General features: G+C 43.5%; 13 protein-coding genes. 3 read left to right on the forward strand and 10 right to left on the reverse strand.

Annotated elements, in window-relative coordinates; genetic code table 11:
• Positions 1 to 17: 17 nt before the first annotated feature.
• The 8 genes from MNQ98_RS16595 to MNQ98_RS16630 all read right to left on the reverse strand — a co-directional run bounded on the left by MNQ98_RS16595 (position 18) and on the right by MNQ98_RS16630 (position 11,830).
• Entirely contained in the window at positions 18 to 908 is an 891-nt protein-coding gene (locus MNQ98_RS16595) for an ABC transporter permease (RefSeq protein ID WP_241929253.1), read from the reverse strand.
• A gap of 88 nt (positions 909 to 996) precedes the next feature.
• Complete coding sequence (locus MNQ98_RS16600; protein ID WP_241929254.1) at positions 997 to 2,718, reverse strand: extracellular solute-binding protein; 1,722 nt, start codon at positions 2,716 to 2,718, stop codon at positions 997 to 999.
• Positions 2,719 to 2,843: 125 nt separating this feature from the next.
• Complete coding sequence (locus tag MNQ98_RS16605; RefSeq protein ID WP_241929255.1) at positions 2,844 to 4,181, reverse strand: response regulator; 1,338 nt, start codon at positions 4,179 to 4,181, stop codon at positions 2,844 to 2,846.
• A gap of 2 nt (positions 4,182 to 4,183) precedes the next feature.
• Complete coding sequence (locus MNQ98_RS16610) at positions 4,184 to 5,923, reverse strand: sensor histidine kinase (protein WP_241929256.1); 1,740 nt, start codon at positions 5,921 to 5,923, stop codon at positions 4,184 to 4,186.
• A gap of 110 nt (positions 5,924 to 6,033) precedes the next feature.
• Positions 6,034 to 8,124, reverse strand: a complete 2,091-nt coding sequence (locus tag MNQ98_RS16615; protein ID WP_241929257.1) for a right-handed parallel beta-helix repeat-containing protein — start codon at positions 8,122 to 8,124, stop codon at positions 6,034 to 6,036.
• A gap of 88 nt (positions 8,125 to 8,212) precedes the next feature.
• A complete protein-coding gene (locus tag MNQ98_RS16620; RefSeq protein WP_241929258.1) occupies positions 8,213 to 9,301 on the reverse strand; it encodes a peptidylprolyl isomerase in 1,089 nt (362 codons plus the stop codon).
• A gap of 202 nt (positions 9,302 to 9,503) precedes the next feature.
• Positions 9,504 to 10,889: an ADP-ribosylglycohydrolase family protein gene (locus MNQ98_RS16625; protein WP_241929259.1), complete on the reverse strand. Its 1,386-nt coding sequence runs from the start codon at positions 10,887 to 10,889 to the stop codon at positions 9,504 to 9,506.
• 56 nt (positions 10,890 to 10,945) lie between these two features.
• The gene (locus tag MNQ98_RS16630; protein ID WP_241929260.1) at positions 10,946 to 11,830 is read right to left on the reverse strand and encodes an AraC family transcriptional regulator; all 885 of its coding nucleotides are present in this window, start codon (positions 11,828 to 11,830) and stop codon (positions 10,946 to 10,948) included.
• 405 nt (positions 11,831 to 12,235) lie between these two features.
• On the opposite strand from MNQ98_RS16630, the gene MNQ98_RS16635 reads away from it, so the two are divergent.
• The 3 genes from MNQ98_RS16635 to MNQ98_RS16645 all read left to right on the forward strand — a co-directional run bounded on the left by MNQ98_RS16635 (position 12,236) and on the right by MNQ98_RS16645 (position 14,561).
• Entirely contained in the window at positions 12,236 to 12,772 is a 537-nt protein-coding gene (locus MNQ98_RS16635; protein WP_241929261.1) for a hypothetical protein, read from the forward strand.
• A 243-nt stretch (positions 12,773 to 13,015) separates the two neighbouring features.
• Positions 13,016 to 13,876, forward strand: coding sequence for a hypothetical protein (locus MNQ98_RS16640; RefSeq protein ID WP_241929262.1), 861 nt, complete (start codon positions 13,016 to 13,018; stop codon positions 13,874 to 13,876).
• Positions 13,877 to 14,255: 379 nt separating this feature from the next.
• Positions 14,256 to 14,561, forward strand: a complete 306-nt coding sequence (locus MNQ98_RS16645; protein ID WP_241929263.1) for a hypothetical protein — start codon at positions 14,256 to 14,258, stop codon at positions 14,559 to 14,561.
• A gap of 297 nt (positions 14,562 to 14,858) precedes the next feature.
• Here MNQ98_RS16645 and MNQ98_RS16650 read toward each other — a convergent pair whose 3' ends face one another.
• Both MNQ98_RS16650 and MNQ98_RS16655 read right to left on the reverse strand, forming a co-directional pair.
• Positions 14,859 to 14,993, reverse strand: coding sequence for a metallophosphoesterase (locus MNQ98_RS16650; RefSeq protein ID WP_241929264.1), 135 nt, complete (start codon positions 14,991 to 14,993; stop codon positions 14,859 to 14,861).
• 106 nt (positions 14,994 to 15,099) lie between these two features.
• A complete protein-coding gene (locus MNQ98_RS16655) occupies positions 15,100 to 15,885 on the reverse strand; it encodes a GNAT family N-acetyltransferase (protein WP_241929265.1) in 786 nt (261 codons plus the stop codon).
• Positions 15,886 to 15,956 lie beyond the last annotated feature (71 nt).

Consider the following 15,956-nt stretch of genomic DNA (forward strand, 5'->3'; position numbering starts at 1 on the left):
ACAGTACGACCTCCAGCCTAGAATATTCGATAATTATTGTATTTGTAAGCCGCATAGTAGGTTGCAGATACCAACCCTAACGAGATGACCGATTTAAAGAGTCCGATAGCTGCAGCAGGTCCAAATTGTTGGCTAAACATCCCGAGACGATAGACGAATGTATCGATAATGTCTGACCCTTCATACACCGTTGGGTTATACATGATTAAGATTTGCTCGAAGCCTGCATTCAAGATTCCACCAAGACTTAATACGCCAAGCAGAATCAAGATCGGAGCCATGCCTGGGAGTGTAATGTGAATCAATTGTTTCCATCTTCCGGCCCCGTCTACTTCTGCAGCTTCATACAACGTTGCGTTGATGCCAGTAATGGCAGCGAGCATAACAATCATGTTATAGCCCATCCCTTTCCAGACATCCGATCCGATCACAATGCCTCTAAACCACTGGTTGTCTAGCATAAACATAATAGGCTCCAAACCGATAGAGGTTAACATTGCGTTAACGGGTCCATGCAAGGAGAATAATTCAATAACTACACCGCCAAGTACGGTCCATGAAAGAAAGAAGGGCAAGAAGATTGCCGACTGGATAAAACGTGAGAACCATTTTTTCGTCACTTCATTCAATAACAACGCAAGGATGAGCGGGACGAGTAAAAATAACACCATCTTGAAGAGGGCGATAACAACTGTATTCCAGAGGACTTGGTTGAAATCAGGCAATTCAAATACGTAACGAAAATTGTCAAACCCAATGAACTTCGATTTAAAAAAACCAGACAACGGTTCAAACTGCTGGAACGCCATGACCAAACCCGCCATCGGGCCGTATGCATAAATCAAAGTTACAATAACTCCAGGTACCAACATCAAATGAAGCGGATATTCTTTTTTCAGCGTACTCATCGATGATCCTCCTAACCCACAACCGAATTTTAAAACGGGAGGGTTGCCGACGAATCGACTCCACTCTCCCGCTTTACGATCTCATCATTTATTTGGTAGATTGCTCGCTATACCATGTATTAACTTCTTGAGTGATTTGATCGCCGCCAAGGGATTTCCAGCTGGCTACGAACTTATCGAATTCATCTAGCGGAGCACCCATAATAATTTTCGTGAAAGACTCTTGCATCAGCTTATCCAGTTGGCCGCCCTTTTCCACTTGGGTTGGCGTAGGAAGACCATAGAATTCATTGTTCACGAATGCTTTGCTATCTTTAATCTGTCTCGTCAATCCCCAACCGCCTTCTTTGGCAGCACGGCTGTAATATTGACCCCAATTGACGCCTTTGGTAGCTTCTTTTGTGTTTCCTGCAAGATAATCCTTCGCGGCCTTAAAGACATCCGCTACGTTCTTATAATTCTCATCGTCTAGCGTAATTTCCGTCTGATTTGCATCAAGTGCTTTATTCACTTCAGTATAGATGGTCTCGATTTGTGCTGGGTTGTAGATGCGCGGGTTAAACCAGTTATATACATAGCCTTTTTCCGCTTTGTTCTGATCCATGTATTTCTTGTTACCCATTTCAATATAGAAATTGATCATTTTAATCGCTGCTTCCGGATTCTTCGCTTTTTTGTTCACGGCGAATAATTTACCGCTGCGGATTTTCGGGACAAGCGATTGGCCTGGTCCATCCAACCCTGGAACTTGGATGGCGATCCATTCCGCCTTCGGATCTTTGTCCACATTCAGATTCAACGGCCAGTTCGGGTACCACCATTCCCCGTAGGAAATGCCCACTTTACCTGCTGTAATATCTTCCACGGCTTTATTCTCATCTTTCAGCGCGAACTCTTTATCGATAATCCCGTTCTGGTACCAAGATTGCAATTTCCCTAACGCGGTCTTCACTTCCGGCTGAATGATGCCTGGCTTTAATTTATCGCCGTCTTTCAACCAAGCAGACTGTCTGTCACCAATGGATGGATATGCCCCGAATCCATTGAAGAATCCCCTCACATCAAATCCCCAGAAGAACAATTCCTTCTGCATAGCGATGCCGTACGTATCATTCTTGCCGTTTTTATCCGGGTCTTGTTGAACAAATGCGGTTGCCACTTTCTCCAGCTCATCCATCGTCTTTGGCGGCTGCAAATTCAGGTTATCGAGCCAATCTTTACGAATCCATAGTAACTGCGTGGACAGGAACGGATCTTCAAATGCCGGAATTCCCAGTTGCTTGCCATCCGAGCTGAATGTCTTCATCGCGAACCCGCCGTCCGACTCCATATATTTCTTCAGGGCTGGTGAAGCATATTGTTGATAAGCTTCTGTCAAATCAGCCAGCATATCTTGCTGTTTCAACTTCTCAAAGTTCTTCTGATCTAGCTCCATGATATCCGGCAAATCCCCGGATGCCATGGCAAGTGAGAATTTCTGTTCGAACTGGCTGGAAGGCACCGTCCACTTATATTTCACTTCAATATTCAACATTTCTTTAAGATCTTTCAGATAAGCATTCTGGTCGGGTGTCATGCCTTTAGGCGTTCTTGGATCTTCGGGTGGATTATACCCTAGCACCTCGGAGACGGTAACTGTTTCCGGGTACTTACCTAACGGATCCGGCGGTGCTGCATTGTCCTTATTGTCTTCCGTAGCGGTTGGCGTCGTCGTGCTAGCCGTTTCTTTTTCTTGACTCGCGCAGGCTGTAAATACCGAAAGTATCATCGTAACCAGCACAATCAATTTCCATGATCTGAATGTCTTCATCTTGACCCTTTCCCCCTTTGTTTGGTGCAGCCGTATCAACAATCTGTAGGTGCTTACTTTTATTCTAGGTTGAAGGTAAAGCGCTATCAATTTTGATTTCTTTACAATGCTTTTACTTTATTTACTTATTTCGAATTTCGGTATTCCAGGGGAGAAACACCCATCTTTTTCTTGAAAAACGTCGTAAAGTAGGAGTGCGAATCAAACCCTACCTGCATAGCGATTTCATTCAATTTCAAGGACTTATCTTCCATCAATTGAATAGCGACTTTCAGCTTCGTTGACTGAATGTATTCTTGTAAGTTTCGGCCTGTCATCTGTTTATAGTAACGAGACAAGTACGATGGATTGAAGTGAACCTCATCCGCAATCGAAGTAAGGGATACATCTGCAGATAAATTATGCTCTACAAAACGGTGAATTTGTTCAATGACAAGCATCTTGAAGTCTTCCTGTTCAACCACGTTATTCTGAACGAGGGTATCGTCTTGATTCCCCGACTTCTCAAGATCAACAATGACCATGTTATGGCCTTGGGAAGCTCTTCGCTGAATCCCGGCAAGCGCCGCTTCGACCTGAAGATGTATCGTGTCCCATATATTCAACAGGTTTCCGGATATACCGAAGGAGACACAAGCACCGAGCAGCTCATCACATTGAGTCTGTACCAGCTCGAGAATCCCTTTCATATAAACAACCATGCCATGCCATGGATATTCCGTATCCTGGTGAACCTGAAGCTTCTGCAGCAATTCTTCATCCGGTTGCAATAACCAGACGAGCACACGGTCGTCATAAATCCCTTTTTCGCTGACGATGGAACTCGGCAAATGATTGCCAAATATCCGTTGCACCGATGCAAGGATTTGCGACGAGTGACCCTCGAGCCGATCCACATGGCCTACCAAGAAGAAAGCAGGTCGTGCGAGCGAAATCAGAAACTCCACGTTCGCGTAATGGGTATGAGATAACAAGGTTGTGATCGACTCCCCGCTCAGCATCGACGCCATTAATTCCTTCTTCAAGTACGGCTCAGCGATTTGAAAATGCATTTGTGCCCGTTCCTGCTGAAGCCTGCGTCCATTCTCTTCTTCGAGTTTGCCGATCGCCGTCTTCACAGCTTGGAAGATCGGTTCAATTCCTTCGGTTTTCAGAATATAATTGTCGACATGCTTACGCATTGCCTCATATACATAATCAAATTCGCTGTACCCGGTAAGAAAGATGATCCGGCATAAAGGCCAATAATAGATAATGTCATCCACGAGTTGAAGCCCGTTCTTCTGCGGCATGCGAATATCGCTTACTAAGATATCCAGCTTGGTTTTCTTCGCAATTTCCAACGCTTCGCCGGCTGAATAAGCTTTGCAAATATCCAGTTCAAACTCACGATTTTCCTGAAACAGCTGTACGAGGCCATTTACGATGACAGGCTCGTCATCTACGATTAATAGTCGGTACATAGTTATACCCCCTCATGTTCATAGATTATGATTAGTTCTACCTTTAATCCGCCATACGAGCTGCGCGAGACGAATAAGCCGCTCCCTGCTCCATATTTGAGTTGTAATCGGTTATTTACATTGATGAGACCGGTGTTCTCCACTTGACTGCAATGCATCGCCAGCTTCTTTTGTAACTGCAAGATATCTTCGTCCGTTAATAGATTCCCGTTATCCTCTACCGTAATTCGGACTCTTCCTTCCTGACAATCCGCGCCAATATATATCACGCCGTGCATCGTACCGTCTTCAAAGGCATGCTCGAACACATTCTCGACAATCGGTTGAATGATTAGTCTTGGAACAGCAATCACATTCGTCGCGTCCGAAATCTCATCGTATTCGTAATGAATCCGATTCGAGAATCGAATACACTGAATCTCGCAATAATCAAGCGCATGCCGATACTCTTTATAGAATGGCACTTCATCGGAACCGCTTCTCGTAATATATTGGTAGTAGCTGCCCAGCTTCTGGGATAGCTCCGCTGCGCTGTCGGCATCGCCTACTTTGCACATCATATAAATATTAAAGAAGCTGTTATACAGAAAATGCGGATTGATTTGCGATTGAAGCTGCTTCAACTGCGAGTGCTGTAGGGCAATTTTCTGTTCGTAGTTCTCCTCAATGGAGCGTTTGAGCCGAAAGGCCATGCGATTAAAGCTATGAAATAAATAGTGGAACTCGTCCTTGCTTCTGGACTCGATGACGAGATCGAGGTTATCCGTCTCGATCAAATGAAACGCTTTCACAAGTTTAGAGAGTGGTCTATGAATCATGATATTCACCGAGTAAGAATAGAGCAGCATGACTGCGATCGCGATAATGAACAAGGCATAGAACCACGTGCTGAACTGGCTTAAGGGACGAGTGATTTCATTCTGATTGACATACATGACTAACGATAAATTCAACGCACTGACATTGTTATGTATAATAAAGTAGCTTTTACCATTCACCTTTTTCATTTCCGGCAAGTCCGAATCATGTTCGTTCTGTTCATCCATCAGGTTAAGAACGGTAGTCGATACCTGGTCTTCTTGTGTCGTGGATAGTACCTTCCCCATATCGCGGTTCCCTAACAAAACTTCAGATTCCTGATATAAGGTAGCTATTTCATGAAGAGCCTCTAAGAGCTTGGATCGGGAAATTTCAATATACGACCAGACTCCTGCATTATTTTCGGTTTCTATGAAAAAGATTCGATCTCCATCCCTATAAAAAGACGGCTTTGGTTTCGTCTTCAGTAGTGAATCTATTTGCTTATATTCATCATTCGGTGTATTCGTTACCCCTGTCATGCTGCTGATGGTTTTGCCGATGGCCTCGACATAGACCCCACCATTGATTACATAATCACTGGACGATAGGAGCGTGCTTAACCGGTCGCTAATCTGATCGATGAGTTCAACCTCTTCATAACGCCCTAACCTGCCGCCTTGAAAGCTAAGCTTCTGCAAATCTTTATCACCCAGAAATTGCAATTGTAGATTGCGAATGAAATACATCTCTTTGTCGAGTTGCTTCGAATAGAATGACGCGCCCGCCAGCGATGAATCCAAGATTGCATTCTTCATAAAGGACATTCCCTTGTAATTCACCCAAATGTTCATCGAAATGAGAGGGACAAGGAATGCGATAAATACGATGACGATTTTCTGATAGACTAACCATTTGGCCTTCCCCGTAGCCTGCAGTTTCATGCGACACCTCCATTTTTTTACAAAGTTCAACATTAAGTATAATCCCTTGTTACCGAAAAAAGGAGACCGATGATTTCTCATCCGTCTCTTTCATCTTCGATCCTCTTCTATTATGGCTTGAGATTATAGAGTTCCAATTCATTGATCGCGAAATTGCCCCATTTCAGGTTCGCTCCGTTGATCTTTAACCGGAATTTGCTTGCCGTCGTTGCCGTAAAGTCTACGCTTTTGGTCTCATTCGTTTGGTCATTCGATTGCCAAACCCATTGCACGCCTGTCTGCACTGGGACCCATGACGTGCCGTCGTAAGCTTCGATATCCAGGCTCGTTACCCCTTGACCCGTTCCGAAGCGGGTTACGACCTTCATATTGTTCACGGTCACGGTTCTCGCACCAAAATCTAGCGTAATGTAATTCGGGAACGTAACTCCTTTATCCACACTAGACCATGCTTTATCATACAAGCCGTCATTCAGCCATTTGATCGAACTGCCCGATAAGGTAGCTATGGACGCACTTGCTGTCGCTAACGGCGTCAGATTGCCCACGGCAGGTCCGGGTGGTTTCGGCAATGGCGTAATCGGTGCCGGTGTGAATACGATTGGCGGTTTATTCGTGGCTGGCGGTACGTCGCCTTGATATTCGAATGCGCCAATATCAGGATCCCCGTTATATAATGTATTGCCGAAGTAGTCGCGTCCGCCATTGTCTGAAATCGGAACTCCTGCACCAATGAGCGGAGAGTCACTTTGTAATTGATAGCCGTCCACCGTATTCATGCCAACTCCGCCACTGCCTGGATTCAATAATTTCGGATTGGCCATTATTTTGTGAGCATCCGAACTCACTAGGGTTTTCCCGCCAAAGTATGCATTATTATCGAAGGTCTGACCCGTCAACGTCCATCCGCGGTCTCCAACACTGTAGTAGATATTATTGTAGTTTTTAATATTTTTGGGACTGCCAGAAGATTTGGTGAAATAATCACTCATGACAGGATTGCCCGAAGCAGCTCCTACATAAATCGTGTTATTGTAGTTCATAACCGTATCAATCGAACCGCTGTAACGGAAGATACGGCCTTTATCGTTCTGGCTAATGTTATATCTGACAATGGTATTGATCGTATTGTAGGTATCATTTACATAGAGCATAAAACCGCCTGCATTGTCATGACTGTAGTTGTATTGCACGAGTGACCCGAGATTTCCCGCATCCACATCGAAGCCAGTTCCGTCTTCCGAACCATTGCGACTAGCAAAAGACTCATTAAATTGAACGACGTTGTTGTCGGCATACGCCCACCAGATGGATGCATTCGTCGCGAGATAGGTAGCCTCTTGAACGGTATTCCGCTCAACCACGGCACCGTCTGTCACGTTCCAAGCAATCCCTCCCGTTGCGGCTCTAACGATTGTATTATTAGAGATCTTCACGCCTGTTGATGGCGTCCACGGGCCATAAGGCTTCGGAACCCATTCCCATAGGTCGCCCATGCCATAACGTATGATGCAATTGGAGCTGATATAGATTCCGTATGCATCAACATCGGTTAATGTATTGCCATCAATGAGGATATCGTGAAACGCACTCGGCACGATGGAGCCGACCGAATCGAAGATGATTCCGCCAGAGCGCGTTGTATATACGCCATCTACATCATGAACGTTTAAGTTTTTGATATAAATATGGTTCAATATTCCTCTCTCTTCATTTAGTATGTAGACGCCGCGCCGTTCCCCCCGCGCTCCTTTCCAATCTCTTGTAAAAGGCTCGGAAGAAGGGTTGGTGACCTCTAAATTATTGATTTCCCAATATTCCTGATTTTTAAGGAAAACCGTCGATAATTCTGACGTCACGCCGGTAATGAGCGGTTTATTCCCCGTTCCATACATATCGATGACGATGGGGCTGCCGTCTGCACCCGAGCCTTTCGGCCAAAGCTGTCCTTGCCAAGAACCGCCTGCTTTGAACAAGATTTTGTCTCCAGGCGCAAAGGTAGTTGCATTTACTTTAGCTAACGTTTTCCATGCTGCGCTTTGATCTGTCCCCCCATGATTGTCATCTCCGCTGACGTTATCAACATAGTACGTATTCCCCGCTTCTGCCATCACCTTTGTCGGAGACACCGCTGCAATGCTAGAGAACATAAGCACCGCAACGGCCAGACTAATAATTTTCTGGGCTGTTCCTTTGAACATAAGTCTTCTTCCTTCCTCTTTTTTGATGTATGTAAAAGCTTCAACGATATTTCATTGAAACGCTTACAAAAGTGAGGAAAACATAGGTTTAACGTGGCATGGGATAGGATTGATACTGGGATTCGTTCCGTACGATTGTCACCTCTAACAACCTCTTGCTGACATATGATTCATACTGGTCATCGATCATATCTTGGCGTACCTGTTCTCGGATTTCCTCCAAAGGTATATATGTAGAGCCCGGCTCAATTTTCTCGATACACTTTATGATATGAAGGCTGCCATGTTCTTCAATCATGCCGCTAATTCCGTTAATTGAGAGCTTTGCCGCTGCCTGAGCCAACGGGCTTCTTGCATTCTGTCGGTCGTTCCTGAGGTGATAGGTCAGCTCCATCTCTTGATCCGTTGTCATATAGGCTTGCGCAAGATCTGCAAAAGAAGCTCCCGCAACCAAATCTTGTCGTACTTTCTCTAATTCGATCTGGGCTTGTTCTTTCTTGAACGTATCCACGTGTTGTTTCGCATCTAAAAAAGGAATCGAAATGCGCTGTACCTTCACGTAACCGGATGTCACGTATCGCCCGTCTTTATGCAGATCATAGAACTGCTTCACAGAGTCTTCATCGACCTTGGATGCGCTCATCTTCTGCTTTACGGCAATTGTTTCATTCGTCATCCTGTATTCAAAATAGGCTTCTTCCTGATATTGTGTAGGTCCATAGACAACCTGATGATTTTGGATGGCTTGTTTCCTTCGTTCATTCTCTTGCTGTAATTGCTGCATGAATCCTTCATAGCTAATGTCTTTAACAACGTCTTGTTCTTTGGCAATCAGTTGTCTGAGCTTAATGCGCACGCTGTCGTCTAATGCTTGCTTCTTCAACATCGCTGCAGGAATTTGTCCTTGAAACGACGTGGTCCAGAATTCGGGTGTCTGCTCTGCGTTATACTTTTCTTGAAAATAATGAAGGACGCTTGACTTATTCCTTCGAACCGCTCGTTCAAACTCGGAGAGGCTAATGGGAACGTCATTGATTTTTGCAATGTAGTCTTCCTCATCTTTGGCATGCCTCTTCTCTTTCGCCCATGTGGCAGAAGTGATGATCGTAAGTACAAGCAGAAATACGCCCGCAACCACCCACTTTGGTTTTCGAATGAGTTGATGGGCTTGATCCATGACATCACTCCTCCTTCGTCACCAACTAAAGAACTGTCACTCCGAGTCTACAACTAAGATTGTAATATCCGGACCGAATGGAAACAATTTCAATTCATTGACATACACTTTCGTTTTCTTTACTTTTTTTAAGTGAAAATACAGAAAACCGTTGGAGTTGCATTTCCAACGGTTTTTCCTGTAAACATTGATTTTGTTCGAATTAGCCGTGTAGTTTGCGGTACACCTCATAGCTTCGCCGCGCGCACTCGGATATAGCGATCGGATGAAAGCCGTTAATTTCCGAATACATCGTGTCACTTAATTTGGAAGTCCAGTTTTCCGGCAGCTGCTTCGCCCCATCGATGGCGCCCATGATCGAACCGACGGTTGCCCCGTTGCAATCCGTATCCCAGCCGCCGAGTACGGAGGTCGTGATCGCCGTCTCGAAATCGCCTCGAGCGAATACGAGCGCGGCCGCGCACAACGCGGCGTTGTTATTCGTGTGCACCGGATGGTAGTGCTTGAACGATTCCCAAATCCGGTCAACAAGCTCCAGCTGGCTCGTCGCTTCATTCGCGATTCTGACGGCTAATCGAATATCGCTAGATAACCGGCAATGACGCGGAATTTCGCTTAAACCGATCTCGACAATACGCTCCGGATCATTTTCTGCAAACGCCGCAGCAATCATGGCCGATACGAACATGGCGCCATAAATACCGTTCTTCACATGCGAGAACGAAGCGTCGCGCCAAGCTAACTCTGCTGCGAGCTCAGGCCTTCCTGCCGCTCCATAGGCCAATCCGTCAACACGAATTTGCGCTCCAATCCATTCGCGGTATGGGTTCAAATGAGTTCGCACCCAATCCTTCTGTGCTTCGGAATCCTCGCCGCGGTTCCAGCCGCACTGGTTCGCCAGCGCCGTAAAATTCGCATACGATTGCGCCTCCGCGGTAAATACTTTGCCGAACGGCAAATGCTTGAACCACATCAATCCAGTGTCCCACGAGTCCCAAGCCAGCCCCTTCTCCTCCAGCATCAGAAGGCCCAGAACGGTATATCGAATATCGTCATCGGTTTCCATATACTGAATTCGCTCTATCTCGCTTTGCCGTGCATAATCAGCCAATTCGATTCCATGTTGTTCCTGTGCCCGGGATTGTCCTGGCGTATAGTTCTTAATTGGCCAAGCGTCCGCTCCTTCAAACCACAGCTGGACGTTTTTCCAGCCCGGATTTTCGTTTGTACCGTTCATGAACGACCAGCTTTCCAGAGGTTTGCCGAGTGCGCAACCGACGCTTCTGCCGAGCCATGCACCATGAAACTTGTTCCGCCACTGCTCCTCTGTCCAGTCCACATTCATATTGCGAGGACCGTCCGGTCTCACCGCACGAATCTCCTCCAACCCGTTCGGTTCATAATACGGGAAGTTAGCCGCAATAGGAAGCGCTGCCAACTCTTCGTAAACAGCCGTCAGCTTGCCAGCATCCTGTCTCGCGTCTTCCAACTTCTGTTGAAACCCTTCGACCTCGCAGCCCTCTTCTGTACGCTGCTTGATTTCCACTTGCACCAAATTTTGTAGCACTTGCCATCCCCAACTTGACATGAGCTTATCCCCCGATCTTCATCATCATAACTGAATGAATGGTTTACTTCTTCATTCTAACGAGGGAGAGCTTCTCGCGTCGTCTTATTTTCACCCGATATTTTCTCAAAAAGGGCTAACTTTGCGGCCTGCTCACGATAATCGAGCGGAGCAGCGCCAACGATCTGCTTAAACGCGCGGTAAAACGGCCCGGGACTTTGAAAGCCCGCTGCGAACATCACGTCCGCAATCGGCAGATCGGAGCTCGCTAGCAGCTTTTTTGCTTCATTCACTCGCAGTTGGAGCACATATTGCTTAAACCCGATGCCGAGCTTCTCATGAAACAGATGTCTCGCCCGGGATGGACTCAATGCCAACCTTTCGGCGACATCTTCTAGCGATAACGGTCCCCGAAAACGCTCGTTTAGATAGTCGAGCGCAGGCTTGATCCGGTAATACGACGTCAACGTGCGATTCCAGTCGGCGGACGGGGTTTCTTCGACATAATGGCGGAGCAACAGGGCGCATATTTGCAAAATTTTACCCCGCATCATCCCCCGATAGCCTCGCAGTTTACTCTCATGTTCATCTGCAAGCTCAAGGAACAGATTTCCGATTTGCCGGGCTGCCGTAAGTCCGCCAGAAATTCGGTTCTGGAATTTCGTCGGCAAATAGACAAACGGAAGCAGCAGCTCCTGGTCCGCTTGTTCGATAAGGGTCGGATCAAAATATAAGAACAAATACCGACTAGGGTTGTCCGCATGCGATGCGGCGGCATGCCGTTCCAAATGATTGACGACAAATACGTCGCCCGGTTGAACGGGAAACGTTTTATCTCCGAAATAAAACGTTCCGCTCCCCGACAAGCAATAGCCGATTTCCAAATGGTCGTGCGTATGGAAAGGATCTACGTGCACATGCGGCGACCAATCAAATAGGTGAATCAATGGTTCTTTCGCCATGCGACCAAACCGCTCCTTAATGGTTGTTTTTAAATGAGCATCTCCTAAAAAAAAAGCAATAGTAAATGAACTAATTCGTATAAAAAAAATCCCTTGAAGTTGCAAAGGAAGTACCGGCTTGGCGAAACTCTTCAGGTGTACAGTGGTTGGGATGCTTGGTTTTCTACAGAGTTTTCAGAATTCTTTTAGGTACTCTACATCACTTACCGCTAGACTTTTTAATTGTTTGTTTAAAGAATTATTTTATCTTACGCTTTTTACGATAGGTAAGTTGTCTTAAAACATCAAGAGCCGCTTCTCCTATGAAGGGTGTCTAGTCATTTTTTCATTTATGCGTAACAAGTATTGTTTTATCCCATAATCTACCTTATGATAAAAGCACATCTACAAACAAGGAGATACAACATGAAAAAGACTATTGCAATACTTCTAATGCTAGTAATATTACTGCCCTCCCAAGCATTTGCAGCGTCAGTATCTACGTCATACGTAGAGAAATTATATTTCGAGTCTTATAAAGACAGTGTCAAAGAAGTTCGGGCGGCACAAAAGAAAATGAATAAAGTAGTATGTCCAGACGTCCAAACGCTTACTTCCAAGTCTAAAGCTTCCATGGCTAGATATAAGACCGTTGTGAAAAGTAAACCAAGCAAGGACGTTTTAGCCAAAGCAAAAGCAGATAAAGACCAGGACAAAAAGCTACTGAGTAAAGCTAAGAAAGAATGTTCAGCTAGCAAAAAGAACATAAAAAAAGAAAGTAATCAGGCCCTTAAGGATATTGCTGTTTATAAAGCTGGCTTGGTTAAAGTGATTAAGACTCACCTGGAAGGTAAAGATAGTTTAAGTCAGGAACAGTTCACCAAGACGGTGCACGACGGGCTCACCCACATAGACTCCAGCTTTAGAGATATACTTAATTCATTAAGAACCCACTCCCAATAGTTGTTTATTGATGATCAGTAACTATTGGGGAATCTTAGAACAAGTCCTGAAGGCCCGCTGCTTCAGGACTTCTTCTTTTCTTAATTTCAATTCATCAAGAATCACTTCTTCAGGAATTAGATTCCCGAATCCAACCTTCTCTAAAAAATTCACCATAATTTTCAAAGTCTTATTGACCATGTGTAAATTATTCGATTATAATAGATAAAAGTAAATAATTGTAATGTAAAGGAGGATTTACCTTTGCCGGAAAGTGATATTTCAATTGAACCTATAGAGATAGACAGTCTTGTCAGTATGATTAAGATGGCGTACTCTTTCGAAAATTGGGAGAGGGTAATATCATTGTCTACCACACTGCTAGATTCAGTGAAAGATATCCGACTTGAACAATCGCAATTGATAAATACTAACAAAAGATTGAATAGACATATTTCATATTACTTTGGTTATAGTTATCTAATGAAAGGGTTGGCACATCAAAAATTAAAGCAATATTCAAAATCAATCGAATGTGTCTCGTATTATGCTGACTTGAGTTGGCTTGATGATTCAACAGAGTCTGCAAAGATAGTTATCGAAGACTTTCATTTTTTCTCAAAAGCAAACTCATTAACATTAGAAATACTAACTGGAAACAAATACAAAATGTCAGAATACATTGATTATCTTGAAAACAACTCTGATCAGGTTTTATCGGGACTTATTACGATTCTTGAGTCAGCAATTGTACATCACTTTAATATCGATAATGAACTCTCATTATTAATGCGCCATGTTCGCGACTATAGTTTTTACAAAGAACAAGTTATTGCTTCTAAGTACTTATCCCTTCAATATATGTTGGCTCTATACAATTATTTAAATAAAAAATATTCTGATGCACTAGATTACACTATACATAGTTTGGTAGCTTCTGATAAACTAAATAACGATAAGTATTTTAAAAAGTCTATTGCATTATTTGAGATACTTAAAACTTACGCATCAGTCCCTCAATTAACCGAGTATTCAAACATACTCAATAAAATATTTAAGGGAGAGATGGAAAATGAAGAAAGCTTTAATTTTAGCAGTTATTTTGTTGGGAGTAGTGAACAGTAATCCAATAGAAGCAGAAACTTCTTACAATGAACCTATTATTAAAATGTTTAATCACGGTGCAGAATATTAATCATCCTAGCAGCGAATTATTCTACGGAATAGTTCGCTGTTTTTAATAAGGTCTGTCAATAATTTTGTGTAAACTTTTTACCAGGGGTGAATACCCCTGGTTTTTTCATGAAATCTTTCTTTTATGAATACAACTTCTGCATGTACTTCTTGATATAATCCTTCACTATTTTAAACCAATTTTCTTTTCAGACATATTACCCCAGATATCAACAATTAATTCAAGGGTAAAACGAGACAAAATACCCAGGATATGGAATCTACAATATGTTATTGTTAGTTTATACCAATTTTAAGGAGGAAATAAACTATGAATATCAAATCCGTAGCTATAAGCGCCCTAGTAGGAGTATCTATGCTATTTGGAAGTGTGGGTGTGAGTGCTTCTCCTGCCAATACAGATTCTGTCTCTCCTTACGCAAACCTAAGTTTGATCCTTCGTCCCGGAGAAAGTCATCATTTTCAAGGTACTGTCTTTGTAGTAAATAATGCAATGGGAGCAATCACTGTGCAACTACCAAGTTCAGTCAAAGGATTAAAACCTGGACAAGCTGTAATCGATGTGTATGCAAATGGGCAATATACCAGATATGATGTTTTCGTAAAAGCATTCTAATAAAAGGAACAAAATACTCTCATAACTGATGTTTATTGTGTCTGAGACACTACGCAAATAGTCCATTTACTTTTGCGTAGTGTATTTTTATCTGCATTTTATTTTATCATCAGAAATTTCCGATCTCATCGAGAAGATGTATGGTTATTTTTGTCCTTTCATGCTGTTACATCTTTTGATACCGTTGGTACATTATCCGTTTCAAAATATAGTGGCAGTGATTCCATCCAAGAAATATAATTAATCAAATCTAATGATTTTCTTTCAAATTGCTTTATTGTCTCTTGCCCGCATTGTCTAAGAGAAGTTTCCCCGATCCAATAAATCTCCCAGTTGCACTAACACTTGCTTATCACTATTCCAATGTTCATCAATCAATTTATTAAAAGTATGAAAGCAACCGTGCACATCACCAACTACAAATAACTCCATGTTCAGCCCCCAAGTCAAAATCGTTTTAGAAGATAATATTTATCTCTTTAGAAAAATGTCTTGCAGTACTTACGCATAACGTTCTTCATACCCTAAGGATTTTTTGTTAACTACCAACAACAAATTCAACCATATACTGTTTACAAACGAGTTCATAACCAATCGACTGATATAGACGAATTGCGCCTACATTCTCCTCTAGGACATTCAGGTATACGTTTGGTGTAACCAATCTCCCCGTGCGAGTTAGCTCTGCGCAGACCTTTTTTCCGTAGCCTTGTCTTCTCCATGCGACGTCAGTTCCGATATTCCCCAGTTCAACGTAATCCTCACTATAAACGTGGTATCCTCCTACCGCAACCAGCTCCCGTTGTTCAATTACACCATAGAACGGGTGACGTAGTTCTTCTCTTGTAAAAGCCATTGTATGTAGTTCGGCCATTTTCGACTCAATAAGGTCAAAATAAGGCGGTCCCAAGTGTAAAACGCATTTATCGACTGGTGGCAACGCTTCCTGATGGATATGCTTCATTAGAAGTAGTTTTTTCGGAGACTTGAGAAGCTCAAGCTGAGAAGCGAGAACTGCCATTTCTTCTTCATTAACAATAAAGTTACCGATGGCATCGTTAGGTAAATGAAGTTGTTCTTTCATGAATGATAGCATTGACCGGAGACAAAATGACTTTTGGACGGGAAAGACAGAAAAAGCATAAAAGGGAAGCCCCATTAAAAAAGCCATTACTCCTAGCAACTCGCCCTGGTCTGTATACTGTCCGTAATGCACCGTATTTTGCTTACGGAATGTAAGGTATGAATAGTACAGAAAATGCTGTTCCCTATTTATCGAACTCAAGATTACTTTCAACTCTGTTGGCGTTAATTCTCGAAACATATTCCCTGCCCCCATCAACGATTGCTGTTACAAGCTACAAATCAACCCCAAATTCGTTCCATTTAAAAATA

The sequence above is a fragment of the Paenibacillus sp. N3/727 genome (assembly GCF_022637315.1).
Taxonomy (GTDB): domain Bacteria; phylum Bacillota; class Bacilli; order Paenibacillales; family Paenibacillaceae; genus Paenibacillus_AQ; species Paenibacillus_AQ uliginis.

Excerpts from the sequence above, each read along its gene's own strand:
- MNQ98_RS16595 (WP_241929253.1), bottom strand. The coding sequence starts at position 908 with ATGAGTACGCTGAAAAAAGAATATCCGCTTCATTTGATGTTGGTACCT.
- MNQ98_RS16600 (WP_241929254.1), bottom strand. The coding sequence starts at position 2,718 with ATGAAGACATTCAGATCATGGAAATTGATTGTGCTGGTTACGATGATA.
- MNQ98_RS16605 (WP_241929255.1), bottom strand. The coding sequence starts at position 4,181 with ATGTACCGACTATTAATCGTAGATGACGAGCCTGTCATCGTAAATGGC.
- MNQ98_RS16610 (WP_241929256.1), bottom strand. The coding sequence starts at position 5,923 with ATGAAACTGCAGGCTACGGGGAAGGCCAAATGGTTAGTCTATCAGAAA.
- MNQ98_RS16615 (WP_241929257.1), bottom strand. The coding sequence starts at position 8,124 with ATGTTCAAAGGAACAGCCCAGAAAATTATTAGTCTGGCCGTTGCGGTG.
- MNQ98_RS16620 (WP_241929258.1), bottom strand. The coding sequence starts at position 9,301 with ATGGATCAAGCCCATCAACTCATTCGAAAACCAAAGTGGGTGGTTGCG.
- MNQ98_RS16625 (WP_241929259.1), bottom strand. The coding sequence starts at position 10,889 with ATGTCAAGTTGGGGATGGCAAGTGCTACAAAATTTGGTGCAAGTGGAA.
- MNQ98_RS16630 (WP_241929260.1), bottom strand. The coding sequence starts at position 11,830 with ATGGCGAAAGAACCATTGATTCACCTATTTGATTGGTCGCCGCATGTG.
- MNQ98_RS16635 (WP_241929261.1), top strand. The coding sequence starts at position 12,236 with ATGAAAAAGACTATTGCAATACTTCTAATGCTAGTAATATTACTGCCC.
- MNQ98_RS16645 (WP_241929263.1), top strand. The coding sequence starts at position 14,256 with ATGAATATCAAATCCGTAGCTATAAGCGCCCTAGTAGGAGTATCTATG.
- MNQ98_RS16650 (WP_241929264.1), bottom strand. The coding sequence starts at position 14,993 with ATGGAGTTATTTGTAGTTGGTGATGTGCACGGTTGCTTTCATACTTTT.
- MNQ98_RS16655 (WP_241929265.1), bottom strand. The coding sequence starts at position 15,885 with ATGTTTCGAGAATTAACGCCAACAGAGTTGAAAGTAATCTTGAGTTCG.